General features: G+C 71.7%; 31 protein-coding genes and 6 pseudogenes. 21 read left to right on the top strand and 16 right to left on the bottom strand.

What is annotated here, in order from left to right:
* Positions 1–200 precede the first annotated feature (200 nt).
* Positions 201–500, bottom strand: a complete 300-nt coding sequence (locus O1G22_RS40235; RefSeq protein WP_270085833.1) for a hypothetical protein — start codon at positions 498–500, stop codon at positions 201–203.
* Between the two features lie 306 nt (positions 501–806).
* Between O1G22_RS40235 and O1G22_RS40230 the strand changes: the two genes are divergently transcribed.
* Together O1G22_RS40230 and O1G22_RS40225 are read left to right on the top strand one after the other, a co-directional pair.
* A complete protein-coding gene (locus tag O1G22_RS40230) occupies positions 807–1466 on the top strand; it encodes a CatB-related O-acetyltransferase (RefSeq protein WP_270085832.1) in 660 nt (219 codons plus the stop codon).
* A 48-nt stretch (positions 1467–1514) separates the two neighbouring features.
* Positions 1515–2489 carry an ArsR/SmtB family transcription factor gene (locus O1G22_RS40225; protein ID WP_270085831.1) on the top strand — a complete coding sequence of 325 codons (975 nt, stop codon included), beginning with the start codon at positions 1515–1517 and terminating at the stop codon, positions 2487–2489.
* Here O1G22_RS40225 and O1G22_RS40220 read toward each other — a convergent pair.
* Positions 2465–3271, bottom strand: a complete 807-nt coding sequence (locus tag O1G22_RS40220; protein ID WP_270085830.1) for an MBL fold metallo-hydrolase — start codon at positions 3269–3271, stop codon at positions 2465–2467. The two genes, O1G22_RS40225 and O1G22_RS40220, sit on opposite strands and share 25 nt — an antisense overlap.
* The gene (locus tag O1G22_RS40215) at positions 3268–3432 is read right to left on the bottom strand and encodes a hypothetical protein (RefSeq protein ID WP_270085829.1); all 165 of its coding nucleotides are present in this window, start codon (positions 3430–3432) and stop codon (positions 3268–3270) included. The genes O1G22_RS40220 and O1G22_RS40215 overlap by 4 nt, the downstream gene beginning before the upstream one ends.
* A gap of 127 nt (positions 3433–3559) precedes the next feature.
* On the opposite strand from O1G22_RS40215, the pseudogene O1G22_RS40210 reads away from it, so the two are divergent.
* Both O1G22_RS40210 and O1G22_RS40205 read left to right on the top strand, forming a co-directional pair.
* Positions 3560–4146, top strand: a pseudogene (locus O1G22_RS40210) (endo-1,4-beta-xylanase); the annotation flags it as partial.
* A gap of 47 nt (positions 4147–4193) precedes the next feature.
* Complete coding sequence (locus tag O1G22_RS40205; RefSeq protein ID WP_270085828.1) at positions 4194–4343, top strand: non-reducing end alpha-L-arabinofuranosidase family hydrolase; 150 nt, start codon at positions 4194–4196, stop codon at positions 4341–4343.
* A gap of 21 nt (positions 4344–4364) precedes the next feature.
* Here the strand turns inward: O1G22_RS40205 and O1G22_RS40200 are convergent, their stop codons facing one another.
* Positions 4365–5171, bottom strand: coding sequence for a DUF998 domain-containing protein (locus O1G22_RS40200; protein ID WP_270085827.1), 807 nt, complete (start codon positions 5169–5171; stop codon positions 4365–4367).
* Between the two features lie 334 nt (positions 5172–5505).
* Here O1G22_RS40200 and O1G22_RS40195 point away from each other — a divergent pair.
* Together O1G22_RS40195 and O1G22_RS40190 are read left to right on the top strand one after the other, a co-directional pair.
* Positions 5506–6321, top strand: a pseudogene (locus tag O1G22_RS40195) (alpha/beta fold hydrolase); the annotation flags it as partial.
* Positions 6303–6782: pseudogene (locus O1G22_RS40190) on the top strand (GNAT family N-acetyltransferase); the annotation flags it as partial. The pseudogenes O1G22_RS40195 and O1G22_RS40190, both read left to right, overlap by 19 nt.
* Positions 6783–6819: 37 nt before the next feature.
* On the opposite strand, the gene O1G22_RS40185 reads toward O1G22_RS40190, so the two are convergent.
* Both O1G22_RS40185 and O1G22_RS40180 read right to left on the bottom strand, forming a co-directional pair.
* Positions 6820–7230 (bottom strand): (2Fe-2S) ferredoxin domain-containing protein, encoded by a 411-nt coding sequence (locus tag O1G22_RS40185; RefSeq protein WP_270085826.1) that lies wholly within the window; start codon positions 7228–7230, stop codon positions 6820–6822.
* A complete protein-coding gene (locus O1G22_RS40180) occupies positions 7227–9200 on the bottom strand; it encodes a heavy metal translocating P-type ATPase (RefSeq protein WP_270085825.1) in 1974 nt (657 codons plus the stop codon). The genes O1G22_RS40185 and O1G22_RS40180 overlap by 4 nt, the downstream gene beginning before the upstream one ends.
* A gap of 105 nt (positions 9201–9305) precedes the next feature.
* On the opposite strand from O1G22_RS40180, the gene O1G22_RS40175 reads away from it, so the two are divergent.
* Entirely contained in the window at positions 9306–9710 is a 405-nt protein-coding gene (locus O1G22_RS40175) for an ArsR/SmtB family transcription factor (protein ID WP_270085824.1), read from the top strand.
* A 22-nt stretch (positions 9711–9732) separates the two neighbouring features.
* Here the strand turns inward: O1G22_RS40175 and O1G22_RS40170 are convergent, their stop codons facing one another.
* The 5 genes from O1G22_RS40170 to O1G22_RS40150 form a co-directional block, all read right to left on the bottom strand.
* Positions 9733–10776, bottom strand: a complete 1044-nt coding sequence (locus O1G22_RS40170) for a cation diffusion facilitator family transporter (protein WP_428986454.1) — start codon at positions 10774–10776, stop codon at positions 9733–9735.
* Positions 10777–10886: 110 nt separating this feature from the next.
* Complete coding sequence (locus tag O1G22_RS40165; protein WP_270085823.1) at positions 10887–11186, bottom strand: hypothetical protein; 300 nt, start codon at positions 11184–11186, stop codon at positions 10887–10889.
* Positions 11187–11207: 21 nt separating this feature from the next.
* Positions 11208–11402, bottom strand: a complete 195-nt coding sequence (locus O1G22_RS40160) for a hypothetical protein (RefSeq protein ID WP_270085822.1) — start codon at positions 11400–11402, stop codon at positions 11208–11210.
* Positions 11403–11409: 7 nt separating this feature from the next.
* Positions 11410–12318 carry a Vgb family protein gene (locus tag O1G22_RS40155; protein ID WP_270085821.1) on the bottom strand — a complete coding sequence of 303 codons (909 nt, stop codon included), beginning with the start codon at positions 12316–12318 and terminating at the stop codon, positions 11410–11412.
* A 73-nt stretch (positions 12319–12391) separates the two neighbouring features.
* Entirely contained in the window at positions 12392–13399 is a 1008-nt protein-coding gene (locus tag O1G22_RS40150) for a LacI family DNA-binding transcriptional regulator (protein ID WP_270085820.1), read from the bottom strand.
* 110 nt (positions 13400–13509) lie between these two features.
* Here O1G22_RS40150 and O1G22_RS40145 point away from each other — a divergent pair, with 110 nt between their 5' ends.
* From O1G22_RS40145 to O1G22_RS44600, 4 genes and pseudogenes are all read left to right on the top strand, one after another.
* A complete protein-coding gene (locus O1G22_RS40145; protein WP_270085819.1) occupies positions 13510–14664 on the top strand; it encodes a Gfo/Idh/MocA family protein in 1155 nt (384 codons plus the stop codon).
* The gene (locus tag O1G22_RS40140) at positions 14661–15017 is read left to right on the top strand and encodes a Gfo/Idh/MocA family protein (protein WP_270085818.1); all 357 of its coding nucleotides are present in this window, start codon (positions 14661–14663) and stop codon (positions 15015–15017) included. The genes O1G22_RS40145 and O1G22_RS40140 overlap by 4 nt, the downstream gene beginning before the upstream one ends.
* Positions 15018–15031: 14 nt before the next feature.
* Positions 15032–15649 (top strand): Gfo/Idh/MocA family oxidoreductase, encoded by a 618-nt coding sequence (locus tag O1G22_RS40135; protein WP_270085817.1) that lies wholly within the window; start codon positions 15032–15034, stop codon positions 15647–15649.
* 64 nt (positions 15650–15713) lie between these two features.
* A pseudogene (locus O1G22_RS44600) lies at positions 15714–16391 on the top strand (Gfo/Idh/MocA family protein); the annotation flags it as partial.
* Between the two features lie 232 nt (positions 16392–16623).
* Here O1G22_RS44600 and O1G22_RS40125 read toward each other — a convergent pair.
* Entirely contained in the window at positions 16624–17223 is a 600-nt protein-coding gene (locus tag O1G22_RS40125) for a CGNR zinc finger domain-containing protein (protein ID WP_270085816.1), read from the bottom strand.
* A 443-nt stretch (positions 17224–17666) separates the two neighbouring features.
* On the opposite strand from O1G22_RS40125, the gene O1G22_RS40120 reads away from it, so the two are divergent.
* A complete protein-coding gene (locus O1G22_RS40120) occupies positions 17667–17879 on the top strand; it encodes a hypothetical protein (RefSeq protein WP_270085815.1) in 213 nt (70 codons plus the stop codon).
* Positions 17880–17960: 81 nt separating this feature from the next.
* Positions 17961–18463: pseudogene (locus O1G22_RS40115) on the top strand (VOC family protein); the annotation flags it as partial.
* On the opposite strand, the pseudogene O1G22_RS40110 reads toward O1G22_RS40115, so the two are convergent.
* Positions 18464–18689: pseudogene (locus tag O1G22_RS40110) on the bottom strand (helix-turn-helix domain-containing protein); the annotation flags it as partial.
* Positions 18690–18964: 275 nt separating this feature from the next.
* On the opposite strand from O1G22_RS40110, the gene O1G22_RS40105 reads away from it, so the two are divergent.
* The gene (locus tag O1G22_RS40105) at positions 18965–19597 is read left to right on the top strand and encodes a class I SAM-dependent methyltransferase (protein ID WP_333492491.1); all 633 of its coding nucleotides are present in this window, start codon (positions 18965–18967) and stop codon (positions 19595–19597) included.
* 342 nt (positions 19598–19939) lie between these two features.
* On the opposite strand, the gene O1G22_RS40100 is transcribed toward O1G22_RS40105, so the two are convergent.
* The gene (locus tag O1G22_RS40100; protein WP_270085814.1) at positions 19940–20455 is read right to left on the bottom strand and encodes a GNAT family N-acetyltransferase; all 516 of its coding nucleotides are present in this window, start codon (positions 20453–20455) and stop codon (positions 19940–19942) included.
* A 195-nt stretch (positions 20456–20650) separates the two neighbouring features.
* Here O1G22_RS40100 and O1G22_RS40095 point away from each other — a divergent pair, with 195 nt between their 5' ends.
* On the top strand, positions 20651–21001 hold the full coding sequence (locus tag O1G22_RS40095; protein WP_270085813.1) for a DUF1330 domain-containing protein: 351 nt from the start codon (positions 20651–20653) through the stop codon (positions 20999–21001).
* On the opposite strand, the gene O1G22_RS40090 is transcribed toward O1G22_RS40095, so the two are convergent.
* Both O1G22_RS40090 and O1G22_RS40085 read right to left on the bottom strand, forming a co-directional pair.
* Positions 20998–21657, bottom strand: coding sequence for a hypothetical protein (locus O1G22_RS40090; RefSeq protein ID WP_270085812.1), 660 nt, complete (start codon positions 21655–21657; stop codon positions 20998–21000). The genes O1G22_RS40095 and O1G22_RS40090 overlap by 4 nt on opposite strands.
* Before the next feature lie 221 nt (positions 21658–21878).
* Complete coding sequence (locus tag O1G22_RS40085; protein WP_270085811.1) at positions 21879–22628, bottom strand: maleylpyruvate isomerase family mycothiol-dependent enzyme; 750 nt, start codon at positions 22626–22628, stop codon at positions 21879–21881.
* A gap of 166 nt (positions 22629–22794) precedes the next feature.
* Between O1G22_RS40085 and O1G22_RS40080 the strand changes: the two genes are divergently transcribed.
* From O1G22_RS40080 to O1G22_RS40055, 6 genes are all read left to right on the top strand, one after another.
* Positions 22795–23238, top strand: coding sequence for a GNAT family N-acetyltransferase (locus tag O1G22_RS40080; protein ID WP_225094604.1), 444 nt, complete (start codon positions 22795–22797; stop codon positions 23236–23238).
* Entirely contained in the window at positions 23235–23939 is a 705-nt protein-coding gene (locus tag O1G22_RS40075) for an SDR family oxidoreductase (RefSeq protein WP_270085810.1), read from the top strand. The genes O1G22_RS40080 and O1G22_RS40075 overlap by 4 nt, the downstream gene beginning before the upstream one ends.
* Before the next feature lie 163 nt (positions 23940–24102).
* Positions 24103–24267, top strand: coding sequence for a hypothetical protein (locus tag O1G22_RS40070; protein WP_270085809.1), 165 nt, complete (start codon positions 24103–24105; stop codon positions 24265–24267).
* A gap of 26 nt (positions 24268–24293) precedes the next feature.
* The gene (locus tag O1G22_RS40065; protein WP_270085808.1) at positions 24294–25388 is read left to right on the top strand and encodes a glutamate--cysteine ligase; all 1095 of its coding nucleotides are present in this window, start codon (positions 24294–24296) and stop codon (positions 25386–25388) included.
* Between the two features lie 66 nt (positions 25389–25454).
* Positions 25455–26390: a non-homologous end joining protein Ku gene (ku, locus tag O1G22_RS40060; protein WP_270085807.1), complete on the top strand. Its 936-nt coding sequence runs from the start codon at positions 25455–25457 to the stop codon at positions 26388–26390.
* Between the two features lie 109 nt (positions 26391–26499).
* Positions 26500–26742, top strand: coding sequence for a hypothetical protein (locus tag O1G22_RS40055; RefSeq protein WP_225094619.1), 243 nt, complete (start codon positions 26500–26502; stop codon positions 26740–26742).
* Positions 26743–26751 lie beyond the last annotated feature (9 nt).

The raw sequence follows: 26751 nt of genomic DNA, 5'->3' as shown, positions 1-26751 counted from the left end.
TCCAGCCGATAGCAAGCCTTTTCACAGCGACACGCGCAGTGGCCGCGGCACTCAGCGCCGTCACAGCGGGGCGGCCTCTACGACATGCCCGACACCACCAACGGCAAGATCGGGTGGCCCGGTGTTCCGCCCGGCGGCCATGTCTACGGCCCGTGCTGGACCGTCGGCGGACCAGCAGTGCACCATCCCCGTTCGATCCGTCACGCACCTGCGACAGACCGGAGCAGAAAGTCGCACAGGACTCCTGGCGAGCTGGACATGACGCACAGCCGTATGCGGCCGTCGGTGCGGACGACCGCCAGGCTCGCGTCCTGGATCATGCCCGACGGCGGATGATCCGGAGCGAGGGCCACCGACCCTCCACGGTCGACAAGCGACCACCTTCCCGTGCCGGTGAATTCGCCGCCCTCTGACAGCGTCAAAGCCTCGATCGGCAATCGGACCGCTGAGAACCGTCCGTTCGCGGAGAACTCGACCTGCCCGGTGTCGCCGTCCGTCATCTTCCACGTTCCGAGGACCGAGGACCTGGAGGAGACGACAGCGAACCGGGGCTCGGCGTCATGTACGCGGACGAGATGCCAGGCGACCCCGGTGAGGAGCGCAGCAGTCGGCACCGCGATCGCCGTGGGCCGACGCCATCGCGTCCGCCACGCTTGTCCTTCACCCACTGCCCAGCCCCCTCCGGAACGTACGATCACCCAGTTCGGTGCGCCATCACGCAGGCGGGAAATCGGTGTCCTGGGACGGCACTGTTCCGCGATCATGGACGGTACAACAGACCCGCGACCGATGAGGACTCACCTTCCATGCCCGTGCCTGCCGACCCGACGGTTCTGCATCCGATGCCTGAGCAGCCACGGGTGGTGCTGCTCAAGCCGCTGGTGACGTCCCCGCTGATCGAGGTCGGAGAGTACTCGTACTACGACGACCCGGACGACCCGACGGCGTTCGAGACGCGCAACGTGCTCTATCACTACGGGCCGGAGAAGTTGATCATCGGCAAGTTCTGCGCTCTGGGCACCGGAGTGCGGTTCATCATGAACGGCGCCAACCATCGCATGGACGGCCCCTCGACCTTCCCTTTTCCCACCATGGGCGGTGCGTGGGCCGACCACTTCGACCTGCTCACCGGCCTGCCGAACCGAGGGGACACCGTCGTCGGCAACGACGTCTGGTTCGGTCACGGCACCATGGTGATGCCGGGCGTACGGATCGGACACGGCGCGATCATCGGCTCGGGCGCGGTGGTCACCAGCGACGTACCCGACTACGGCATCGTCGGCGGCAATCCGGCCCGCCTCATCCGCACCCGCTACGACGCACAGGACGTCGCCCGGCTGCTGGCGGTGGCCTGGTGGGACTGGCCTGCGGAGCACATCACCCAGCATGTGCGGACCATCATGTCGGGCAGCATCGCCGAACTGGAGGCCGCGGCCCCGGACGCCCACTCCCGCACCGGTCGGTGATCCCACCGGGCCGAGCACCAGCCGTGCGAGCGATCTACGCTAGGCCGAATGCTGCTGCTACGGCTCGACCTGGACGACCTCGCCTCCGTCAGGTTCGCCTGTTCACCCCTGCAGGAGACCGTGCTGAGCCTGTGGGCGTGGCAGAACCCGGTCCGGCACGCCGAACATCAGCCCTTTCTGCGCCACTGCGCCCCACTGCTGCGGCAACTCGACTGGCCCCTGCTGCAATCGCTGGTCGGCCCGCGCCGGCGCATCCCCGACTTCCTGACCCCGCACCCGACCGGCCCGTCCCCCGACATCGACGACGAGTTCACCGCGCTGCGGGCGACCCCGCCCGAGCGTGTGCGAAGCGAGCTGATCCAGGCCGCCAGCGGTACGGCACTGCACCCCGGCCTCCAGCAGGCGCACGAAGACCCCGCGGGCCTGCTCGACCGCATCGTCGACGCCGTGCACGCCTACTGGGCCCTCGTGATCGCACCGCACTGGCCGCGCATGCAGGCCGTGCTGCGCGCCGACGTCCTGCACCGGGCCCAGCGGCTGACGGACGGCGGGGCCGCGGCACTGTTCGCCGACATCGACCCGGGCCTGCGCTGGCAGGCCGGCACCCTCACCGTGGACGCCCTCCGTCACGAACACCGCGACCTCGCGGTGGACGGCCGCGGAGTGGCGTTCACCCCGTCCCTGTTCTGCGACCATGCCAGCACACTCGTCAACCCGGCGCTGCCACCCAGGATCGGCTACCCCGCGCGAGGCCGTGCGACGGTCTGGCACCCGGGCACGGCCGCCCCGCCGAAGGCTCTGGCCGACCTCCTCGGCAGCACCCGGGCCCGTCTCCTGGCCCTTCTGGCGGAGCCCGCCAGCACCACCGACCTGGCCCACAGACTGGGCCTCAGCCCCGGCACGGTGAGTCAGCACCTCGGCGTCCTGCACCGTGCGCGGCTGGTGACGCGGGCCCGGCACGGACACGTCGTCCTGTACCTGCGCAGTCCCCTCGGCGATCAACTGGCGGTTCCGCTCAAGTAACCCCGCGTCAGTTCGCGGAGCCGCTGGGGGCCGAAGCTGCGGCCGTGGCCGGGGTGGACCACGGACACGTCAAGGCCGGCGAGGCGTCGCAGGCTGCGCCGGTAGGTGGGCGGGTCCGATTCGGGGAGGTCGTCGATGAGGTCGCCGTTGTAGATCACATCGCCGGAGTACAGCGCGCCGGTGCGTTCCTCAAGAAGGCCGATGCATCCGGGTGTGTGGCCGGGCAGGTGGAGAACGGTCAGCGTCCGGCCCCCCGCATCGACGGTGTCTCCTTCCTGCAGCGGGTGGGTGACCGTGATCGGGCCCGGGTGGTAGGTCCTCGGGTCGTATGCGGGGTGCGGCAGGGCGTTGATCAAGAGGTCCGGTACGGGTTCTCCTGCGGCGTCGATGCCGAGTTTCGCGTAGAGCTCGGCTCCGTACAGGCTCGCCGGGACACCTGCGGCCAGGACCTCGACGGCAGCCGAGTGCGCGGCCCGTTCCCGGAATTCGTGGGCTCCGCCGACGTGGTCCAGGTGGGAGTGGGTGAGGATCACCAGCGGATCCCGCTCGAACAGGCGCGGAATCTCCCGACGCAGTGAGGCCACTCCCAGACCGGCGTCCACGACGATGTCACGGTCGGTTCCGCGCAGCCACCACAGGTTGGCCCGCAGCAGCTTGTCGACCTGCGGCTCGGTGATCCGTACGACGCCGTCGTCCACCTCGTGCAGTTCGTACCAGTGTCCCGATTCCGGCAGATCCGCGACCGCCGCGTGTTCACGGGCTGTGCCCCTCGCAGCTGTCATGCCGCACCGGACCCCGCGCCTGCGTTCACCACTGAGCGCACCCCTCCCAGGACCCGGTGGATCAACTCCGCCGGCCGGGGGTCGGGGCGGCGGACGTGCTGGTAGCCCACGCCGATACGGTCATACATGACCGGCATGCCGCCGGCAGCGAAGATCTTCATGCCGGGCATCCCAGCAGAAGCCCTGTCGGGCTGACCAGAGATTCGGCGTGGGCCGAATACCGCACGCCACGAGGGGCCTCCGGCCACTCACCCATCCGCCCACAGGAGTGTCATACACACGTCACTACTGCATCCCCGACGGACCGGCCGGCGCACAGCCACGCCGGTCAGAGCGAGCACCCTCGGTGCTCAAGCCGCCCAGTCCAGGCGCTGCTTCGGCACCGCGGTGGGCACCGGAAAGCTGGGGGACCGGACGTACGCGCCGATCCTGGACCGCGAGTTCTCGGCGGTCACACCCTGGTCTGGCACTCCCAGCTGCCCAGCTGGGTCTCCGCGATCACGGACGCCGGCACTCTGCGCGGTGTGATGCGTAGTCACATCACCGCAGAAGTGGCCGCTTCAAGGTCAAGATCTACGCCTGGGACGTGGTCGACGAGGCCTTCGCGGACGGCGGCAGCGGTGCGCGCCGGGCCTCCGTGTTCCAGAAGGTCCTCGGCGACGGCTACATCGAGGACGCCTTCCGCACCGCCCGCTTCGCCGACCCCTCCGCCAAGCTCTGCTCCCTTCCGTGTGCCGGTGAACAACGACTACAACATCGAGAACTGCTCGGACGCCAAGGCCCAGGCCGTCTACCGCATGGTGCGCGACTGGGTCGGCTTCCAGAGTCACTTCGGCACCTCCGGGCCGCCCGCGAGCTTGCGGTCCTGGACCTCGGGCAGTCTCCCTCGGGCGCCTGGACCAAGGACTTCAGCCACGGCGAGATGATCCGTTCCGGGTACGACCAGACCCTGGCCATCCCGGCCTGCCACCTGCAGTACCTGTACCAGGGCATGGATCCGAGTGCGACCGGTGACTCCAACAGCCTGCCCTGGCGGCTCGGTCTGCTCGCCCGGACCGACTCCCCGCGCTGACCCGACCCCCACCGAGGACGGCTACTTTCCGCCCGGGACCCCGTCGTACCAGCGGTCATCACCGATCTCCAGCTCCGGCTGCCGGGGCAGTGGGCCGGTGCGGCGGGCCTCGGCGGCGAGAAGGAGGAACCATACGGCGACGCTGACGAGATGAATGCGCTGCGCGATGCCCTGACCGCCGGGGTGGCCCAGATAGGGGCCGACGGTGGCGATCGCCGATGCCATCGACACCGGCATCAGATACGGTGCCCAGCGGCCGGCGACCGGCCCCGGGCGATCGTGGCCAGGGCGGCGCGCCGCAAGGCCGAACAGGGCCATGGACGCGAACAGCGTGAACTCCACCAGGCCACTGGTGGCGGTGTGCTGGATGTTGTCGGGTGGGCAGCCGCGCTCCACCGATGGCGCGCATCCCATCGGCAGCAGCACGTCCAGGACGGAGCATGCGCCGAATGCCGCCACGGCGCCCCAGCCCGCCAGGGCCAGGCCCCACGGTGCGGAGCTCGCGGCCAGCGCCGCACCGGCGAGCAGCAGCGCGGCACAGGCCAGCTCGACGGTGCCGAACAGCAGCCGGTGCGGCTGATCGGCGGCGAAGGTCTCGCTGACGTAGGAGCTGGCCTGCGGCAGGCCGGTGGTCACGACGAACTGCAGCAGCCAGTCGTTGTAGAGGACGGCGGCGACGCAGAACAGCACCGACGCGGCCGTCGAAGCCGCGCCCCGCGCCAGAGATCTTCTCAGCAGAGTCAATTCCGTCGAGCTCGCACCGGTGCCGTCGCTGTCCAATGTCGTGCCGTCTTCACCGTACGCGACGGCACGGCGTGGACCAGGCACCACGCGCGCCGTACCCCCATGCGGCAGGGGGTGTACCGGGGGTTTCTGCCCCCGGCGCACTCGTGCTGTCCCCAGCATCGAGCCGCCTGCCGGCCGGAGTGATCGGGGCCCGGACGGTGCCTAGCGTGCTTTTCCGTGGCCGGCCCCCTTCTGAACTCCATGTTCCACGGACGTACCCCCCTCGCGGCCGTGGCGACGGCCGTCGTGCTGGTCGCCACGCCCGTCCGCCGCGCGGGCATCGCCCCATGTGCCCCGCCCGTGCGGCACACACGACGCGTCACGCCGCTCCGCCTCCCCCACGTGCGACACTCCGCGCACCGGCCGCTCGCGCCGGCTGGCGGCTCGGATCGGAGCGGCGGCCGCCCTGTGTCTCGCGGGCACACTCACCCCGGCCACCGCCCCCGCCGCCTCCGCGGCCCCGACGGCCACCGTCCCCCTCGCCCGCTACCACCACCAGCTCCTCGCCTGGAAGAGCTGCCGGCTCGGCCCCGACGACACCACCCGCAAGGAACTGGAGCAGGCCGGCGCTCGATGTGCCGACGTCACCGTGCCGTTGGACTACGCACACCCCGACGGCCGTACGATCACCGTCGCGATCTCCCGGATCCGGGCCACCGACACCGCCCACAGGGTCGGCGCACTGCTGCTGAACAGCGGCGGGCCCGGCGGGCAGACCATCGGTGATCCACCGTGGGTGCGCGCGGCGATGAAGAAGGCCGGCGCACGCTACGACGTGGTCGGCGTGGATCCGCGCTTCGTCGGCCGGAGCACCACGCTGGACTGCCGGTGACCCACCGGCAGCATGATCCGCGGGGCGGGCAGCGATCGCGCCGGCTCGACCGCATGGTGGCCTTCTCCGCCGGCCTCGCCCGCCGCTGCCGTACCCACGCGGGCGACCTGCTGCCGTACGCCACCACCCGGAACCGCCCGCGACATGGACATGATCCGAGCCGCCCTCGGCGAGCGCCGGATCTCGTACCTCGGCTACCCGTACGGCAGCTACCTCGGCCAGGTGTACGCCACGATGTTCCCGTCCCGCACCGACCGGGTGGTCCTGGACGGCGTGATCGACCCCGGCAGCTACGGTCCGAGGCTGTTGCGCGGCGCGGAGCAGGCCAACCGGGCGGCGGCGGTCCGCAGATGGTCCGCCCCGTGAGCGGCGATCCTGGCCGGACGCCTGCCGAGCACACTGCGGCCGCCGTGGTCGAGCTGGGGGCGGACAACGTTCCGGGATGCTGGACGTCGTCGCGCGGACCGGCCCGGGTCCGTTCTGGCCCCGCACCCACGAACTCGGCACGCATCTGGGTGTCCGGGAGAACGGCACACCGGTCGCCATGGCAGGCGAGCGAAGCGAGATGAGGGTCCCCCGGCCGAAGGCTGGGGGAGGCTCCGGCCGCCCGGCTGGACCGAGATCAGCGCTGTCTGCCCCCACGCACGCGGCCAGGGCCACGCCGCCGGCTCGTGCGCGCGCTGATCGCGCGCATCGAGTCCCGGGGCGAGCATGCCTTCCTGCACGTGGCCGAGGCCAACACGACCGCCGTCGCCCGCTACGAACGGCTCGGCCGCACGGTGCGCAAGCCGGTGACCTTCCCCGGCTTCCGGATCCCGTGACAGCCTTGTGTCCCTGAGACCTTCTCGCCGCGGGTCGTCAGTCGCCGATCGTCCGGCGGATACGGCGGGACGGGGTGAAGCTGTACAGGTCGAGGATGTCGGGCGGATCGGCGAGGCCGGGGCCGCCGGACCGGACCCAGGCGGTGATGTCACGTGTGGCGTCGGGGTCGTTGACCAGGCCGAGCCAGACCGGGCGCCCGCCTGCCCTGCGGCCCTCGGCGGACGGCTGGACGACGATGACGTTGGCGTGCTCGCAGGTGTCCAGGCAGGCGACGGGCCGCACGGTGGCCACCTGCGCCAACGAGGCCCGCAGATCGGTGAGTTGCCCGGCATGGTCCACGCCGGGCACCTTCGGAGTGCCGCAGCAACAGCCACGGCAGACGGTGACCGTGCAGCGGGCCGCCTCCGCGCCCGCGGCGAGAGCGGTCCCGCGGGTACGGCGGCTCACCGGCCGTACCCCGAGCGAGCACGGCGCCAGGCGCCGTCCGCCAGCAGGCGCAGGCCGTTGAGGCCGACGATGACGGTGGACCCCTCGTGGCCGGCGACGCCGAGCGGCAGCGGCAGCGTGCCGGCCAGGTCCCAGACGACCAGGCCGGTGATGAACACCGCCGCGATGACGAGGTTCTGCACCACCAGGCGCCGGGCGCGGCGGGACAGCGCGACGACGGCGGGGATGGTGGCGAGTTCGTCGCGGACGATGACGGCGTCGGCGGTCTCCAGGGCGAGATCGGAGCCCGCCCGGCCCATGGCGATGCCGGTGTGCGCGGCGGCGAGTGCGGGGGCGTCGTTGACGCCGTCGCCGACCACGAGGACCTTCCGCCCGGCCTGCTCCAGCTCCCGTACGGCGGTGACCTTGTCCTGGGGCAGAAGACCGGCACGGACCTCGGTGATGCCGACCTCCTCCGCCAGGCGGGCCGCGGCGCGCGGGTTGTCCCCGGTGACCAGCACCGGCGCGGTGCCAGTGAGAGCGGTCAGCGCGGTGACGGTGCCGGCGGCGTCCTCGCGCAGCCGGTCGGCGATGCCGAGCACACCGACCGGGGTGCCGTCGAGGGTGACCAGGACGGCCGTACGGCCCTCGGTCTCCAGGTGTGCGGCCGTCTCGGCGGCCGGGTGGGCCCGGCCGTCGAGGAGCCGGGCGGGGCTGCCGACCGCGACCGTCTTGCCGCGGACCGTGGCGCGCACGCCCGTACCGGGGGCGGAGTCGAAGTCCTCGGCCGAGGGGATGGTGAGGCCGCGGGCGCGGGCGGCGTCCACGACGGCGCGGGCCAGCGGGTGCTCGCTGGGGTGCTCGGCCGTCGCCGCGAGCCCCAGCAGTTCCTCCTCGCCCAGGCCGGAGCCGGCCGACGGGCGGATGTCCGTCACCCGCGGGGTGCCCTCGGTGAGTGTGCCGGTCTTGTCCAGCGCCACCGCGTCGACCTGTCCCAGGCGTTCCATCACCACGGCCGACTTCACGAGCACGCCGTGCCGGCCCGCGTTGGCGATCGCGGACAGCAGCGGCGGCATGGTGGCCAGCACCACCGCGCACGGCGAGGCCACGATCATGAAGGTCATGGCCCGCAGCAGCGTCGGCTGCAACGCCGCACCGAAGAGCAGGGGAAGCGTGAACAGCGCGACGGTGGCGGCCACCATCCCGATCGAGTACCGCTGCTCGACCTTCTCGATGAACAGCTGGGTCGGCGCCTTGGTCTCGGAGGCCTCCTCGACCATGGCCACGATCCGGGCGATCACCGAGTCCGACGGGTCGCGCTCGACCTTCACCCGCAGCGCGCCGGTGCCGTTCAGGGTGCCGGCGAACACCTCGTCCCCGGCCTCCTTCGGCACCGGCAGCGGCTCGCCGGTGATGGTGGCCTGGTCGACCTCGCTCCAACCGTCCAGCACCTGACCGTCGGCGCCGACGCGCTCCCCGGGCCGTACGAGAATCACGTCGCCCACGCTCAGGTGCCCGGTGGGGACGGTCTGCTCGGTGCCGTCGTCGGCCAGCCGGGTGGCGGTGGCCGGGGCCAGGTCGAGCAGGCCGCGCACGGAGTCGGCGGTGCGGGCCGTGGCGATGGCCTCCAGGGCGCCGGAGGTGGCGAAGATGACGATCAGCAGCGCGCCGTCCAGCACCTGCCCGATCGCGGCCGCACCGAGGGCGGCGACGACCATGAGCAGGTCCACGTCCAGGGTCTTCTCCCGCAGTGCCCGCAGTCCGGCCCAGCCGGGCTCCCAGCCGCCGGTGACGTAGGTGAGCGCGTACAGCGGGCCCCACGTCCAGGCCGGCGCCCCGGTCAGCTGGAGCGGCAGTGCGAGCAGGAACAGCGCCAGGGCCGCGGCGGCCCACCGGGCCTCCGGCAGGGCGAAGATCCGCGTGCGGCGCTTGGGCGCCACCGCGTCTCGGACAGCACCGGCGGGGACCGGCCGGGCGAGGGTGGATGACATACGGCGGATTCCTCAGGCACGCGGGATTCGATTCGGTCCGACGCCCTCACCATACAGGAACACATGAAGAAGCCTTCATGTGTTCCTGTCGGTAGCATGACCGGCATGGGTCATGGAGCAGCCACCCCCGCCAGTACCGTCCCGCGCACTCGCCTGGACGCCGACAGCGCCGCGAAGGTGGCCACCACGCTCCAGGCGCTGGCCACCCCCTCGCGGCTGCTGATCCTCGCCCGGCTGCGCGAAGGGCCGCTGCCCGCCACCGAGCTCGCCGCCGAGGTCGGCATGGAGCAGTCCGCCTGTTCCCACCAGCTCCGCCTGCTGCGCAACCTCGGCCTGGTCACCGGCACCCGCAAGGGCCGGTCCGTCGTCTACGCCCTCTACGACCACCACGTCGCCGAACTGCTCGACCAAGCCCTGTACCACGTCGAGCATCTGCGCCTCGGTATCCCCGACGCCCCCGCCAAGGCTCTTGAGGATGCGCCGGAGGCGCCCAGCGGGGTCAGCCCCTGAGCAGACGCCGAAGCCGCCGGCTTCAGTGTTCGTGCGGGCCCGGCCGGTGGACGGGGCCGTGGGCGTCGTCGCAGTGCTCCGGCGGCTCGGCCGACGGTGTGGTGATCTGCAGGAGGTCCGCCGCGTCCACGTCCTCTCCGAGATGGTCGACCTGGAGAGTGGCGTGGCCGATGCCGTGCCGGGCGCGCAGCAGGTGCTGGAGGTGGCGCCGTACGGCGTGGCAGTCCCCGCCGGGTTCGACCAGGACGTGGGCGGACAGGGCGGGTTCGCCGGAGGTGATGGTCCACACATGCAGGTCGTGGATCTCCACGACGGAGGGCTGCCCGGCGAGTTCGTCGCCGATCGCGTCCGGGTCGAAGCCCGCCGGGGCGGCTTCCAGGAAGATCCGCCCGGAATCGCGCACCAGACCGTAACCGGCCTTGACCATCAGGGCGACCACGACGAGCGTGGCGATGGCGTCGGCCCGGGCGAAACCCGTCAGCACGACGATCAGCGCGGCGACGGCGGTGCCGATGAACGCGAACAGGTCGTTGAGGATGTGCTGGTAGGCGCCCTCGACGTTCAGGGAACTGCGGTTGGCCTTGGAGAGGCACCAGGTGGCGGCCAGGTTCACGGCGATGCCGACGAGTGCCGTCGCCAGCATCAGACCGCCCTCGACCTCGGGCGGGCTGATGAGCCGGCGCACCGCCTCGTACGCAAGCCAGGCCCCGAGCAGCAGCAGGGTCAGGCCGTTGGCCTGGGCCGAGAGGATCTCCGCTCGCTTGAGTCCGTAGGTGAAGCCGCCCCGGGCGGGGCGCGCGGACAGCCGCATGGCGACGAGGGCGAGCACGATCGAGGCCGCGTCGGTGAGCATGTGCGCCGCGTCGGAGATCAGGGCGAGGGAGCTCGCGATGATGCCGACGGCGACCTCGGCCGCCATGAACACCGTGATCAGGGTGAGCGCGATGGCCAGCCAGCGGCGGTCGGCGTCCGCCGACACACCGTGCGAGTGGCCCGCGTGACCGCCGGCGCCGTGCGCGTGACCGTGGCCGTGGCCGTGATCGCCCATGTCGTACGTCTCCCCCATCGCGTCGGGTCTCTGGGGGCAGTGAAACGCACGGTCGGCACAATCGCCAAAGGCTGCACCGGTGACCGTTGTCATCTCCTTTAAGCGCTGCTATGTGGGGCCGCAAATGGTCACGTCTGCCATGTCCGCCGCGCGCTGGGACGACCAGGCCGGCGCCCCGCCTCCGCGGACGACGGTGAAGACGGCAGGAGATCCAGGCTGTACGTTCCCGAGCCGCCCAGCGCCAGACGCAGCCGGTAGCCGGCCCAGGCGGTGAGGTGCGCGCCGGTGATCGTGCAGCCGAGCGTGGCGGGCAGGGTGATCGTTCCGCCGGGACGCAGGGTGGTGATGCTCAGTTCAGGGGCGGTGGCGGGGCGCGAAGGTCCGGCCGTGCTCGGCGTCCCTGTCGCGCCGGGCGTCGCGTGCGTCACCGACGGTTCCGCCGCTGTCGTTCAGGGGGTGGTGTGCGTCCGGGTCCGTCCGCCGTCGTACGACGTCGAGGCGGCCACGCCGTTGCGTGCGTCGGCGGCGTCGAACAACAGCCCGCCGGCGTAGCCCGTGCCATCGGGTCCGGTGCTCACCCAGCTCGCCGGACGCGCGCCGTTGGCCGCAGCCGCGACGACGGACGCTCTTGTGCGTGTGCGCATGGCGAACCTAACCCCGCGCCGTGCGAGCCGAGCAGCGCACCCGTGCCACACCTCCCGTCTCCAAGGCCGCCCAGAGGGCGCTGTCGGGACCCAGGGTGATGCCGTGCGGTTCGGAGGACGGTGACGGCAGGTCGTACTCCGTGATCTCACCGTTCGTGGTGATGTGGCCGATGCGGTTGGCTCCCCATTCGGTGAACCAGCAGTCCCCGGTGCCGGCCGCGACGATGGCATGGGGCCTGGCCGTACGGTCGGGAAGCGGAAACTCCGTGATCCCGCCGTCCGTCGTGATCCTGCCGATCTGCCCCGCCGCGATCTCGACGAACCACAGCGCCTCGCCGTCACTCGCGATGCCCACGGGTGCGGCGCCCGGTGTGGGCAGGGCATGCAGGCAGACCTCGCCGTCGGTGGTGATGCGGCCGATCGCGTTCGCCTGGTTGAGGGCGAACCACAGGGCTCCGTCGGGGCCGGCGGTGATCGCCGCGGGGAAGGCACCCTGGACGGGGAGGGCGAACTCGGTGATCTCTCCGTCGCCGGTGATGCGTCCGACACGGCTGGTGTTCATCTGCGTGAACCACATCGCGCCGTCCGGACCGGCGGTGATGCCGAAGGGTCCGCTGTCGGGCGTCGGCACGCGGAAGGACTCCGCCGCGCCGTCGGTGGTGATGCGGCCGATCCGGTGGTCCTGGGACCGGGTGAACCACAGTGCACCGTCCGGACCCGGAGCGATGACCGAAGGGCGACACGCGGGCGAGTCCAGGGCGTATTCCTTGAGTTCGCCTTCGAGGGTGAGACGCGCGATACGGCCGCTGTGGACGAAGGTGAGCCACAGGGCACCGTCCGGGCCGGCGGTGATGCCGTAGGGCCCCGCCTCCTGGTCCGCCACGGAGATCTCCTGGATGCGCTCATCAGCTGTCATGCGGTGATCGTACGATCGCGGACCCGCGGCCCGCTGATCATTTCCCGGCCGCCGCAGCCCCTGTCCGGCGCGGTCAGGCTCCGGTGCGGGGCGGGGCGGTCGTGCCGCGCACGTCCAGGCGGGGAGTGGCGAGGTCGACCTCGGCCGGACGGTCCGGTTCGTCGATCCGGTCGAGCAGCCGCTGCGCGGCGCGCCGGCCCACGTCATGGCCGGCGTTGTCCACGGTGGTCAGCCACAGATGGCGCAGGCGCGAGAGGTAGGTGTTGTCGTAGCCGACCAGGGAGAGGTCCAGCGGGACCCGCAGGCCGCTCTCCTCGGCGGCGGAGAGCGCGCCGACGCAGGTCATGTCGTTGACCGCGAAGACGGCGGTCGGGCGCCGCGGGCGGTTCAGGAGCCGGACGGCGGCCCGGTATCCGCCTTCCTCGGTGAGGTCGCCCTGCTCCACCACCGCCGTGTCCGCCAGGCCGTGTGCGCGCATGGTGGCCTCGAAGCTGCGCCGGCGCAGCTCGCCGACCGCGCCCTGGCCGGCGATGTGGGCGATGTGCCGGTGGCCGAGGCCGATGAGGTGCTCGGTCGCCAGGCGGGCGCCGTGCTCGTCGTCGTTGGCGACAATGTCCACGCCGGGCAGCACCGGTTCGCGGGCGCCCGCGACGACCGTGGGGACATGACCGGCCACGGTGCGCAACGCCTGGGGGTCCTGCAGCGTGCCGACGGCGATCAGGCCGTCGACGCGCAGCTCGGTGAAGGTGCGGGTGAGGTCCTCGCCGAGGCGCCGGTTGAGGTGGCCGTCGGCGAGCAGTACGTGCAGGCCGCTGTCGTACAGCCGGGCGTTCAGGCCGTCGAGCAGTTCCACGAACCAGGGATTGCGCAGGTCGTTGAGCAGCACCCCCACCGTGCGGGTGCGCCGCTCGCTCAGGCTGCGCGCGGCCGCGTTGGGCCGGTAGCCGAGCTCTTCGACCGCCGCCAGGACGGCCTCGCGCTTCTCGGGCCGTACGCCCTCCGAGCCGCGCAGCACCAGCGAGACCAGGGACTTGGACACGCCGGCCCGTTCGGCCACGTCACGGATGGTGGGAGAGCTCATTACTGGACCGTTCCACAAGGCGCCTCCCCCTGTAAAGACTCTTGACTTCCCGGTGAACCGGGGCCCATCGTGAGCGGGCCAGCTCTGGAACGGTCCAAAGAAGGGCTCTCATGGTGAACACTCTCGGCGTCGCCGTCGTGGGATTCGGCTGGATGGGGCGGGTGCACACCCAGGCGTACGCCCGCCTGCCCCACCACTTCCCCCAGCTGTCCCTACGGCCGGACCTGGTCGCCGTCGCCGACGAGGTACCCGGCCGGGCGGAGGAGGCGGCCGGGCTCTACGGCTTCGCCACCGCGACCCGGGACTGGCGCGAGGTGGCCGCCGATCCCCGGGTCCAGGCGGTCAGCATCACCGCTCCCAACTTCCTGCACCGCGAGATCGGCGTCGCGATGGCCGAGGCGGGCAAGCACATCTGGATCGAGAAGCCGGTCGGCCTCACGGCCGAGGATGCCCGGGCGGTGGCCGACGCCGTGGCGAAGGCCGGCGTCCAGGGCACGGTCGGCTTCAACTACCGCAACGCACCCGCCGTCGAGCTGGCCCGCGACCTGATCGCCGCCGGGGAGATCGGCACGGTCACCCACATCCGCATCCGCCTCTTCAGCGACTACGCCGCCCATCCCCAGGGCGCCCTGACCTGGCGCTACGAGCGCGAGCGCGGCGGCAGCGGCGTACTGGGCGATCTCGCCTCGCACGGCGTCGACCTCGCCCGCCATCTGCTCGGCGAGATCACCTCGCTCACTGCCGACACCGCCGTCTTCGTCCCCGAGCGCGCCCGACCGACCGGCGCCACCGCCGGGCACAGCCTGGCCACCGGCGGCGAGCTCGGCCCGGTGGAGAACGAGGACTACGTCAACTGTCTGCTGCGCTTCGCCTCCGGCGCCCGGGGCGTCCTGGAGGCATGCCGGGTCTCGGTCGGCGAGCAGAACAACTACGGCTTCGAGGTGCACGGCACCAAGGGCGCCGTCTTCTGGGACTTCCGGCGGATGAACGAGCTGGCGGTCAGCCGGGGCACGACGTACCAGGACCAGCCGGTGAGCACGGTGTACGTCGGCCCGGGCGCGGGCGAATACGCCGCGTTCCAGCCGGGGGCGGCCACCAGCATGGGCTACGACGATCTGAAGGTGATCGAGGCGTACCGCTTCCTGCGCTCCATCACGGAGGGCACCCCGGTGGGTGCCACCCTGAGCGACGCCGTGGCCAGTGCGGCGGCGCTGGACGCGATGGGGCGCTCGGCCGAGCAGGGGACTTGGGTGAGTCCGGCGTGAGCACCGTACGCATCGGGGTCGCCGGCGCGGGCGTCATGGGCGCCGACCATGTGAACACACTGCACCGCTGTGTGTCCGGCGCCGAGGTCGTGAGTGTCGCCGACGTGGACGAGGAACGGGCCGCCGCCGTCGCCGGCCCGGCCGGCGCCCGTCCGGCCGGCGACGGCTACGCGCTCATCGCCGACCCGGACGTCGACGCCGTCGTCATCGCCTCCCACGACACGACCCACGCGGACCTGGCGATCGCCGCCGTACGGGCCGGAAAGCCGGTGCTGTGCGAGAAGCCGCTCGCCCCGACGACACAGGGGTGTGTCCGGGTCGTGCGCGAGGAGCGGCGGGCGGGGAGCGACTGATCTCGCTGGGCTTCATGCGCCGTTTCGACCCCGCCTGCCTGGACCTGAAGGCGGCCGTCGCCTCGGGAACGTACGGCGCGCCGCTGCTCTGTGTCAGCCGGGGCGTCACCTCCGCGCCCGGCTGCACCGACGAGTTCAGCGTCACCGGATCGGCCATCCACGAGTTCGACACCGTGCCCTGCCTGCTGGACTCCCCCGTCACCGAGGTCAGCCGGCACGCACCCCGCGCCACCTCGGCCGTGACCGGTCTGCGTGATCCGCAGGTGATGCTGCTGCGCACCGCCGACGGCGCACTGACGACCGTCGAGACGTTCCTCAACGCCGGTTACGGCTACGACGTCTGCTGCGAGATCGTCGCCGAGCACGGCGCCGTGGCCCTGGCTCACCCGGCACGCCTGGTCCGCGACGCGGACCGTACCCGTGCCACGGCCCACCCCACCGACTGGCGGCCGCGTTTCGCCGACGCCTACCGTCTGGAGTTCCAGGCCTGGACGGACGCCGTCGCGCAGGGCGGCCCCTCCCCGCCGGCCACCGCGCACGACGGTCTGGCCGCCACCGCGGTGGCCGAGGCCGTCATCCGGTCCATGAAGGACGGCGGCAGAACCGTCCCCGTCGCGGTCCCGGAGGTCTGAACGCCGATGCCGACCCGACGCCCGCCTTCCCCGACTCCCTCCCCACCCCTCGCACCCCGACCCGATGGACGCCTCCGCCCTGCGCTGGGGCGTCCTCGGAACCGGCTGGATCGCCGAGCGCTTCGTCCGCTCAGTCCAGCGGCACACCCGGCAGCGCTTCACCGCAGTCGCCTCCCGCGACGCCGTCCGCGCCGAGGACTTCGCCGGCCGGCACGGCATCGAGGGCGCGTACGGCTCGTACGAAGAGCCGGCCGCCGCACCGGACGTCGACGTGGTGTACGTCACCACCGAGCACACCGCCCATCTCGCCTGCGCCCGGCTCGCCCTGGAGTCCGGCAAGCACACCCTCGTCGAGAAACCGCTCGCGCTCGACGCGGCCCAGGCCACCGAGATCGCCGAACTCGCCGCCGAACGGGGGCTGTTCTGCGCGGAGGCCCTGTGGACCTTCTTCCTCCCCCGATTCGACGTCGTCCGCCAGATCCTCGACTCCGGCGTGCTCGGCGACATCCACACCGTCCTGGCCGACCACGGCGAGCGTTTCGGCGCCGGGCACCGCATCGCGCGCCCCGAGCTCGCCGGCGGTCCCCTCCTCGACCTCGGCACGTACCCCGTGTCCCTCGCCACGTGGATCCTGGGCGCCCCCACCACCGTCCAGGCCACGGGCCAGCCCCATCCCGCCGGTGTCAACGGCCAGCTCGCCGCCATCCTCAGCAACGCCGACGGCCACCAGGCCATCGTCCACACCACGCTCTTCAGTGACACCCCCACCACCGCCACCATCGCCGGCACCCACGCCACCCTGAGCCTGCCGGGCCCCTTCTACCAGCCCGGAGACCTCCTCCTCACCCCGGCCGGCGGCGGCACATCGCTGGTCCGCACCGAACCCCACACCTCACACGACGCCCTGCACTTCGAAGCCGCCGAGGTCGCCCGGGACACCCCCGCTCAGAGATCCCGTGTCCGGCGGGCAGTCGTCATTCCGTCGTGGTCCGGGTACGGCGGGCATAGGCGCGGGCGGCGCGGGCGCGGTCGCCGCAGCGGGTGGAGCACCAGTGGCGGCGGCCGTGGCGGAGCAGATAGCGGTTGCAGGGGGCGGAGCCACAGGCAGTGAGGCGGTCGGCGTCGGGTCCGGTGAGCAGGTCGGCGGCATCGGCGGCGAGGGTCGCGAGGGCGTGGTCGACGATCTCGGTGGTGGGGTGAGGGGTGGCGCGGTAGGGGCCGGTCTTGTCGTCCCACCGCAGCAGCGGGGCCGTGGGGACGCGGGTCATCGCGTCGTTGACGGCCGTGACGGCGGCGGGGAGTGCGGGGAGCCCCGCGTCATGAGCCGCGAACAGCGACCTGATCTGTTCGCGCAGCGCACGCAGCTGTGTCGCGCACATGTCCCGCATGCCCGCGTCGACCGGGGCGAGCCCGCGTTCGGTCAGCCAGTGGTTCGCCAGTGCGGGAGTCCTGAGGAGATCGACCATGTGTCCGCCGGGCAGCGCGATGGCGCTGTTGGCGAGCGCGAGGGAGAGGTGCTCCCCCTCGCCCTGTGCGGGCGGCAGGGCGGCTTCTTCCGTCACGGATTCCTTCATGACGTTCATGGTACGGCGCCTGCCTCACGGTATGAGGTGCGGCTATCCATGAGGCACCTGACGCGGACACTCCCCCGCGGCGCGTCGGCCAGTGGGCTCCGGAAGCAGTCCCCCGAGACATCGGCTGGGGGCGCCCGGTCCACGGGCGCCGACGCGCCTCTGCTCGGAGCTGCTGGGCCGGGAGACCGCCAACGACTCGACCACGGCGCTCGTCGGGCCGTGTGGCATGGACCAGGTGTCCGGCACCGACGGCGACCAGCCGCATCAGCTCAACGCAATGGACGCCGGGCCGGCTGTTGCCGCCGTGGCCACGAAGGTCGGGCACGATCACGTGCCGGCTGCACCGGAGCCATGCTGCCGCTCGGCCGACGGACGTCGTGGAGGGCATTCGTTCGGCAAAGACCCCTCCCCTGCCTGACCAGCACCCGTAACCCTCGCGATCGATGTCCGTTGCGCCCGGTATGGACGAAATCCTCGATCCCGCATTCGGTCTGCACGAACCACGCGAGCCGCGCCTGCCCCTGCTCACCCTCTCGGAGGCACACGAGCTGCTCGACGTCCTCCAGCACTTCGGTGCGATCGACCACGACTGGGGAGCACAGGCCCGGCACTTCGCCGCGGAACTCGCCGCCCGCGTCCCCTCGTTCGAGGCGTAGGCCGATCCGGCCGCCGGGTGGCGGATTCCAGCCCGCGGCACGAGGGTGACTGATGGGGGACCTGACCAGAAAGAGCGAGAGATGCCCGAAGTCACCACCGCGTACGCGACCGGTACCCCGTGCTGGGTCGATCTGATGGCGAAGGACCAGCCCGCCGCGCCGGACTTCTACCGCGCTCTGCTGGGCTGGCAGCGCCGGCCGGGCCCGCCCGAGTTCGGCGGGTACGCGGTCTGTGAGCTCCGTGGCAAGCCCGTGGCCGGCATCGGCCCGACGATGGCACCCGAGGGAGCGCCGGAGCCGCCGACCGTCTGGACCAGCTACCTGTCCACCACCGACGCCCAGGCCACCCAGGACGCGATCACCGCCACGGCGGCACCCTGCTCGCTCCGCTGATGGACGTCGGCACGCTCGGCCGGATGCTGATCGCCGCCGACCCGCAGGGCGCGGTGTTCGGTGTCCGGCAGCCCGGCGAGTTCTTCGGCGCACAGGTCGTCAGCGAGCCTGGCGCGCTGCCCTGGAACGAACTGCACACCAGCGACGTGTCCGCCGCCACTGCCTTCTACGGCCAGGTGTTCGGCGTCGAGCTCGGCCTCCAACAGGTCGCCTGCCGTGCACTGCGGCGCCGCGCAGATCTTGTCCAGGTCGTCCAACCGCACCGTCACCGGGGTGCCGCCCCACAGCGCGGCGACCTTGCTCAGTGACGGAGTGAAGCCCACGGTCGCGAAGGCCGCCTGCAGATCAACCGGCCGCAGGATGTCGCGCTTGGCGGCTGTGCCAACGCAAATTCGACTGGCGGCCGTGCCAACGCAGATTCCACTTCACCGTAGACTCCGCCTATCCGTGACCAGCCGTTGCCCGGCCCGGGCCGCCGACTGCCGCCATCGGTCCGCCTGCTCTGGATCGGCCTGAGCCGTCGCCAGGTTGTCGACCGTGGTGGTCGTCCATACGTGCCCGAGCAACCGCTGCACCTCCACAACGGCGCGTGCGTGTTGTAGTCCAACCCCGCCGGCGTGACGCAGTTCACTGCCTGCGTCTTGGTGGTGGAACCGCCGGGCCCTGCGCGTGCGCTGTGGCAGGGTCAGACCATGCCCTTTGATCACAACGACCACTATCACCGTCTGCTGTTGCGCCACATGCCGCGGAATTGCGGTGCGGCCCTGGACGTCGGCTGCGGAACCGGCCGGTTCGCTCGTCGACTCGCTCACCTGGGCATAGAGGTCGATGCGATCGACCCGTCGGAGGAGGCCATCGCCGAGGCCCGCGCTTTGTCGGGGCGGCTAGCGGGCGACCGGAGCCCACGCTTCCGGCACGCGAACGTCACCGAAGTCGAACTGCCCGAGGATCACTACGACTTCATCTCGTGCCTCGCCAGCATCCATCACATGCCGTTCGACACCGTCGCTGCACTGCGTGACGCACTCGCGCCCGGCGGCGTCCTCGTGATCTTGGGCTGCTATCCGGAGAAGACCCGGCTCGACTGGGCTTGGAGTCTGGCGGCCGTTCCCGTCAACGCTGTCGCCAGGCTGACCGTCGCTGTGAAGGACAGGCTTCGCCCCACCGCCGCTGCGACCGGTCGAGAGCAGGTGAAAGCGCCGGTGAGACAGCCGGCCATGCCCCTGCTCCAGATCCGCCGGGAGGCCGCGGTCCTGCTGCCTGGATGCAGCATCCGCAGGCTCCTCTTCTGGCGCTATCTGCTCGTCTTCCGTAACAACGGCTGACGGGACCACTGCACGCGCCCGCCTCAACTGCAGGTCCCGATCGCTGTGGTTCGTGGTGCCGGGAGGCGGCTGACTCGGCTTGTTCCGGCGGCGGCCTCGCGGAGCCGGACGATCTCCTCGTGCTGTGCGGCGAGCCGGGCCGGGGCCTGGGTGCGGAAGTCCGTGAGCTCGATGACCGCCTGCTCCGATCGGGTCAACCGTCCCCTGGGCTTGGTGTTCTCCGCCTTGAGCCGGGTGATCTGGGCCTCACGAGGGTCGGGTCCCTCCGCGGGAACCGGTCCGGCGCAGGCACCAGTTGCCTCGGTGGCGCGACCTGCTCCGGCGGATCCAAAGGCGCGAGTCTCAGTGGACGTTCAGCAGCCACCTTCTCTCTCCGTCGTGCCATTGACCGGTGGGGGCGAGGCCGACGGCGGTGGCGACAGCGGCGGACGCCTGGTGATCGGGGTGGATGTGGGCGACGACCGTTCGCACGCCTCGCTCTGCCAGCCATGTGACCAGGGCCCCGGCCGCTTCGGTGGCAAATCCCCGCCGCTGCCAGGGAGTTCCCACGACCCAGGCGATCTCCGCCACCCGTCCATGGGCACCCACGGTGACCGTCGCCTGGACCGTGCCGGTCAGGCACGCCGCGTCGCGGAGCCGTATGACCCAGTTGCACCAGGTGACGGCGGGATCGGGTGAGCCCGCGACCAGGCGTTCGTAGCGGGTACGGAGCGTTTGCGCGGTGTCCGGGGCCCCTCCGATGAACGTATGCAGGGCGGGGTCGGACAGTGCCGCGGCCATCTCTTCGGCGTGCCGGACGGACAAGGGCAGCAGCTCCAGCCGTCCCCTGCGGATGGTCTCGGGAACGATACCGGTCAACGCTGCCTCCTGCGCTGGGCGTTCGATGGGTAGGGGGCGAACTCGGCCCGCCGGCACACCGTAGCCGCACCGGCCGCGCATCGTGACGCCGCGAGGCCATTACCTCGGAGGGAATGGCAGTGGATGGACGTCCATGGCTACGTTCGGATCGGCCTCCCCACCGGGAAGGCGGACGATCCAGTGAAGGAAGTCACCGTGCCTGCTTATGGTTTCGCGCATCTGCGCAGCCGTCGTCAGCACCCCGAGATCCTGGAGTACCTGGAGCGGATCCAGGCCACCCTCGATCCCTTCCAGGGACGCTTCGTCATCCACGGCCCGCCGACCGAGGTGGTGGAGGGAAACTGGCCGGGCAGCATGGTGCTGATCGAGTTCCCGGACCTGGCCAGGGCCCGCGCGTGGTACGCCTCCCCCGAGTACCAGCGGATCCTCAGGCTGCGGACGGACCACATCGAGGGGGACGTACTCCTGATCGAGGGCGTCGGACCGGCGTACGACCCGCGGGAGCGGGCGGAGAAGCTCCGGGCGCAGGCGGAGACGGACGTCTAGCGGACGTGGACGCTGTGGTCGTCCAGCCGGTGCGCCCGTACCCATTCCGGTACGGCCGACAGCAGCCGCAGGGTGGCCGCCCGGGCCTCGGTGAAGCCGCCGCACTTGGCCACGTCGGACTGCACGACGTCGAAACGGTGCTCGGTGATCGGATGTCGGCGGGCTGCCCGAGCAGCGCCTGGCCTCAGCCGACGGCGCCCTCTCTCCACATCGGCAGCGGCGCCGGCCGAACCGATCGCGGACCAGCCGCGCGGCGCGAACGGATGCGGGTTCCGCAGGCGGGTACGGGGCAGCGCGGCGAGCACGGTGGCCGGCAAGAGGGCGACCAGCAGTACGGCGAGGGCGAGTTGCAGCCGGCGCGAGACGCTCACCCGAAGCTCTTGGCCACCACGACGACGATCAGCAGCAGTGCCGCCGGGGCACCGGCGGGAACGGCGAAGCAGAAACACCAGCCGGCCACCCCCACCTTCCGGGTACCAGGCGCCCAGCGCGGTGAACGTGGCCGCGAGCGGCGCCGACAGCGGGACCGGTCCGGGCCAGGCCGGCAGCTCGGGCGGCGCGGGCAGGGCGGTCACACCGGTGCCGAGGACCGCGCCGAGGTACAGTGCGGCCCGTGCCGGACGGTCAGTGTCGCCGCCGGCCGGCGTCCTGGTCATGCGGAGGCCTACGCTGCCCGACGGAAGTCCATGGTCCAGTTGGTCTCCCAGCTCTGCCCGCCGTCGGTCGAGAACGCCTGCTCCCAGCGGGCCGCGGCCGGCGTGATCCGGGACCAGATGAAGCGGCACAGGACCGGGGTGCCGTCGTGGCTGTCGGCGCCGTGCAGTTCGGAAGCCCCGAGCCGTCAGCTTCCCTTCGCGCGGGGCCGTTTTACAGGTGATCAGTAGAGGAACGGGGGCTCGGGCAGTGAGGTGCGGTCCTGCGCGGTCAGGTCGGTGCCCGGGGAACGTCCCATCAGCCAGCTCAGCAGCGAGCTTTCCGTGCCGTGGATCACCGGTGCGGGCTGCGCGCCGCCGATGCCGTACCAGGTGTCGGTGTCGGTGGCGTGCAGCCGCATGGCGGGGGTGTTGTCACGGACGCCGAATGCCGTGACCACCCGGCCGAGCATGTCGTGGACGAAGACGGCCGGCCACTGCGCGGCGGTGTATCCGGCGTCCAGGTCCGCATGGTGCACCAGCACCTCGCTGAGCCTGGAGTCGGCGGCGCGGGCCGCGGGACGCTCCTGGCCCCGGGTCCAGCGGACCGTGCGGCTCCAGGCCACGGACGTCATCCGCCGGTACTCCGCCGCGAACCGGGCAGCGCTGTCCCGCAGGTCCGCCACCAGCGCGGCGGCGCTGCGCCCCGCCCCCCTCTCGATCTCCTCCTCCCTGGCCGCCAGGCTCGGATACTCCGCCGTCTCCACGCCGGTCCGGGCCCAGCTGAGCAGCCGACGCCCGCCGTCGGCATTGCGGGCCAGATGGGTCAGGACGTGCCCACGCGACCAGTTCGGCAGCAGCGACGGCGCGCGTACGTCGGCGTCGGTGAACCGGGCTGCCGTCTGCAGGAGGTGCTCCGTCGCGGCGTCGATCTGTTCCAGGACGGCAGGGGGATCGAAGTCCGCGAGAGCGGTGGAGGCGTCGTCGTTCACCATGGTGAGCACCCGTGTCACTTTCCCGGCCCGTACGGCGATCCCGGGCCTGCTCGGCGGATCTGTACATGCGTAAGAGACGCAGAATCTCTTTCCGTTCCGTGCACGGTAGTCTCGGCCGGGTGAACCTCGTCTTCATGGTCGCCGGTCTCCCAGCGGGCGGACCGTCGTGATCGTCCGCGACGCCGCCGCCTCGGACGGCGATGACATCTACCGTCTGCTGAGCGGATTCGTGACGAGCTATCAGCCCGAGCGAGCCGTCTTCGACGCCGTCACCTTTCCGCAGATCATCGAGGCCGCCGCAGCCGGGAGGGCCGAGTTCCTCGTCGCCGAGCAGGACGCTCGCGTGGTCGGCTACCTGCTCGCGGTGCGCATGCCCACCCTCTTCGCCGGCGGAACGGTCCTCGAACTGCTGGAACTCACCGTGGACACGCCCGTGCGCGGCCGTGGTACGGGTTCCGCGCTGATCCGGGCCGCGCAGACCAGGGCCGGGGAGGCGAACGACGTCGAGGTGACCGTGCCGACCCGCAGGGCGGCCGGCTTCTATCGCGATCTGGGGTTCCAGGAGACAGCCGCCTATCTCAAGTGGACCGCGACCGGGGAGCAGTCATGAAGATCCAGGGTGTGACGGCGCTCGTCACCGGTGCCAACCGCGGGCTCGGCCAGGTCATGGCGCGGATGCTCCTGGAGCGCGGCGCCCGGCGGGTCTACGGCGGCGCCCGGGACCCGCGGACGGTCGTGGAGCCCGGTGTGACCCCGGTCCGCCTCGACGTCACCGATCCCGTCCAGGTGGCCGCCGCGGCCCGGACGTGTTCCGATGTGACCCTGCTGATCAACAACGCCGGAGTGCTGACCGACAGCGCCCTGCTGGCCGCACCCGACACGGCCGCCGCTCGCACGGAGATGGAGGTCAACTACTTCGGCACGCTCGCCCTGTGCCGCGCCTTCGCACCGCTGCTCATCGGCAACGCGCCCGGCGCCATCGTCAACGTGCTGTCCATCGCGAGCTGGTTCACCAACCCGGCGATGGGCTCCTACAGCGCCTCCAAGGCCGCCGCGTGGGCCCTGACCAACGGGATCCGCGGCGAACTCCACGACACCGGCGTCCTCGTCGTCGGCGTGCACTGCGGTTACATCGACACGGACATGGCCGCCCATGTCACCGGCCCCAAGAACACCCCGGAGGCGATCGCCCGGCAGACGTTCGACGCTGTCGAAGCGGACCGTACGGAGGTACTCGCCGACGAACGCACCCGGCAGACCAGGGCGGCCCTCGGACTCCTTCCCGGCGAATTCCCCACCGGAAGCCGGTGAACCGGTCGGCCGCCCCCTGGTGTCCGCCGTATCTGCCCTGGTCCGCGGCGCGTCCTACCGCGAAGGGTGCGCGGAGGCGCATTCTGTGGGTACTCGAAGCGTTGCTCCTGGCCGTACGGAGCGCGGGCCGCAGCCGCCCGGGGCGGAGACACAGTTCTGGGACGTGATTACGATGAGTTACCGGCACAAAGGTCACCCGGTCCGCATCACCCTGCCCGAGCGGCTGCCCGGCGCCGTGCGGACGGCACGGGACTCCGCGCCGGCAGACGTGGGCGCCTGCGGGGCGGGACACGCCCCGCCGGTCACCGGTGCGGTGGCCGTGCCTTGACGCGCGATCTCGTGGTGGCGTGAGCCGTGCGCACCGTAGGAGTGGAGGAGGAACTCCTTCTGGTCGACCCGGGCACCGGGGAGCCGAGGGCCATGTCGGCCGCCGTCCTGGCCCATGCGGCACAGGACGATCCGGGGCAGAGCGTGTTCGAGAAGGAACTGTTCGGGCAGATGCTGGAATACGCCACCCACCCGCAGTCGCGGATGGGCGCCCTCGGCGCCGAGATCATGCGCTGCCGCCGGGAGGCGGCCCGGCACGCCGGCGAGGTCGGGTGCGCGGTCGCCGCGCTGGCCATGTCCCCGCTGCCGATCAACCCGTCGCTCTGCGTGAACGAGCGCTATCAGTGGATGGCCGAGCGGTACGGGATCACCGCCCAGGAACAGCTGGTGTGCGGCTGCCATGTGCATGTGTCGGTGGAGTCCGCCACGGAGGGCGTGGCCGTGATCGACCAGGTGCGGCCATGGCTCGCCGTCCTGGCCGCGCTCAGCGCCAACTCGCCGTACTGCCAGGGCCGGGACACCGGCTACGCCGCCTACCGCACCCTGGTGTGGTGGCGCTGGCCGTCGGCGGGACCGACGGAGCTGTTCGGGTCCGCCGAGCGGTATCACCGGCGGGTGGCGGAGATGCTGGCCACCGGGGTGATCCTCGACGAGGCGATGGCGTACTTCGACGCACGCCTGTCCGCGCGTTACCCGACGGTGGAGATCCGGGTGGCGGATGTGTGCCTGCGCGCGGACACCGCCGTGCTCGTCGCCGCGCTGGCCCGTGCCCTGGTGGAGACGGCGGCACGTGACTGGCGGGCGGGCCGGCCACCGCTCGACCACGACGTCTGCCTGCTGAGGCTGGCCGCCTGGCAGGCCGCCCGGGCGGGCCTGGAGGAGGATCTGCTCGACCCGGTGACCATGCGGCCCCGGCCCGCCGCGGACGTGGTGCGGTCGTTGCTGGAGCACGTCGGGGACGCGCTGACGGACAGCGGAGACACGGACTGCGTCGAAGCGGCCGTGGCCGGGCTGCTCGGCAGAGGGAACGGCGCGCGTGAACAGCGGCTGCTCAAGGAGCGCACGGGCAGCCTGCGCGAGGTCGTCACGGAGTGTGTACGGCGCACCCAGCTCTGCCGCTGAGAAGCCCGTCATGGGTCGGCCCGCGCTGGGTACCCGGGTCCCGCGGCGAGCTTGGAGGTGTCCGGCATGGCACGTGCGGTGTGGAACGGTGCCCTGACCTTCGGTCTGGTGTCGTTGCCGGTCCAGTTGTTCACGGCTACGGACAGCCACACCATCCGGTTCCGTCAGCTGCAGCGCGGCACCTCGGACCGGGTGCGCAACAAGCGCGTGAACGAGCGCACCGGCGAGGAAGTGCCGCCGGACGAGATCGTCAAGGGGCTCGACGCGGGAGACGCCTACGTGATCCTCGAACCCCGGGAACTGGAGGACATCGCCCCCGGCCGCTCCCGGGAGCTGGAGATCACCGGGTTCGTGGACCTCGCGGACGTCGAGCCCGTCTTCTTCGACCGGACGTACTACCTGGGGCCCAAAGGGGAGCAGTACGAGAAGGTGTACGCCGTGCTGGAGAAGGCCCTGGAGCGTGCGGGAAAAGCGGGGATCGCCACCTTCGTGATGCGCAACCGGGAGTATCTGGTCGCGGTGAAGGCCGAGTCCGGGATCCTGACCCTGCACACGTTGCACTGGGCGGACGAGATCAGGGATCCGCGCGCCGAGATCGACGATCTGCCCGGCCGGGTCCGGGTGGCCGACCGCGAGCTGAAGACGGCGGAGCAGCTGATCGACGCCTTGAGCATGGAGTGGGACCCGGAGGACTTCCACGACATCTATCACGAGAAGGTGCAGGATCTGGTGGAGGCCAAGAAGAAGGGCGAGAGCGTCGAGAAGGCCGAGCAGCCGGCCGAGGCCACGAACGTCATCGACCTCATGGACGCGTTGCGGGCCAGCGTGGACCGCGCGAAGTCGAAGAAGGCGGCACGTCCCGGGGGAAGGGCGGCACGGCCGAGCGGTCGGCCGCCGGCCAGCGGTCCCGTGCGCGGACGGAGGCCTCGCTCGACTCGCTCACCAAGTCGCAGCTCTACGACCTGGCGGCCGAGGCCGGCGTCCAGGGCCGATCCGCGATGAAGCGCGAGGAACTGCTCGAAGCGCTCTCGCACGCCGGTGCACGGGGCCGCGCCACGGCTTCGTGACACCTCTGCGGGGTTTCCGCCAGGAGCCCTGTGATCATTCGCTGATGCGGCAGGAGACCGTCATGAAGAAGCCGGACCCGCAGCCGAACGCCCCGCGGCCCGTGCCGAGGGATCCCCCCGACCAGCAGGCGGGAAACGGGGACGACCGCTGGGAGCCGCGCTCGGACGAGGGGCACGGTACAGGCGACGTACCCGATGTGGACGAAGCCGGTGCGGGGCCGCGCGGCGCCCCGCGGCAGGCCGGCGTGCATCCGGACCAGCCCGTACCCGACGAGCCGTCCGGCTAGTGCCGTACG

Source organism: Streptomyces camelliae, from assembly GCF_027625935.1.
Taxonomy (GTDB): Bacteria; Actinomycetota; Actinomycetes; order Streptomycetales; family Streptomycetaceae; genus Streptomyces; species Streptomyces camelliae.
This window is presented reverse-complemented; position numbering and strand designations above follow the sequence as displayed.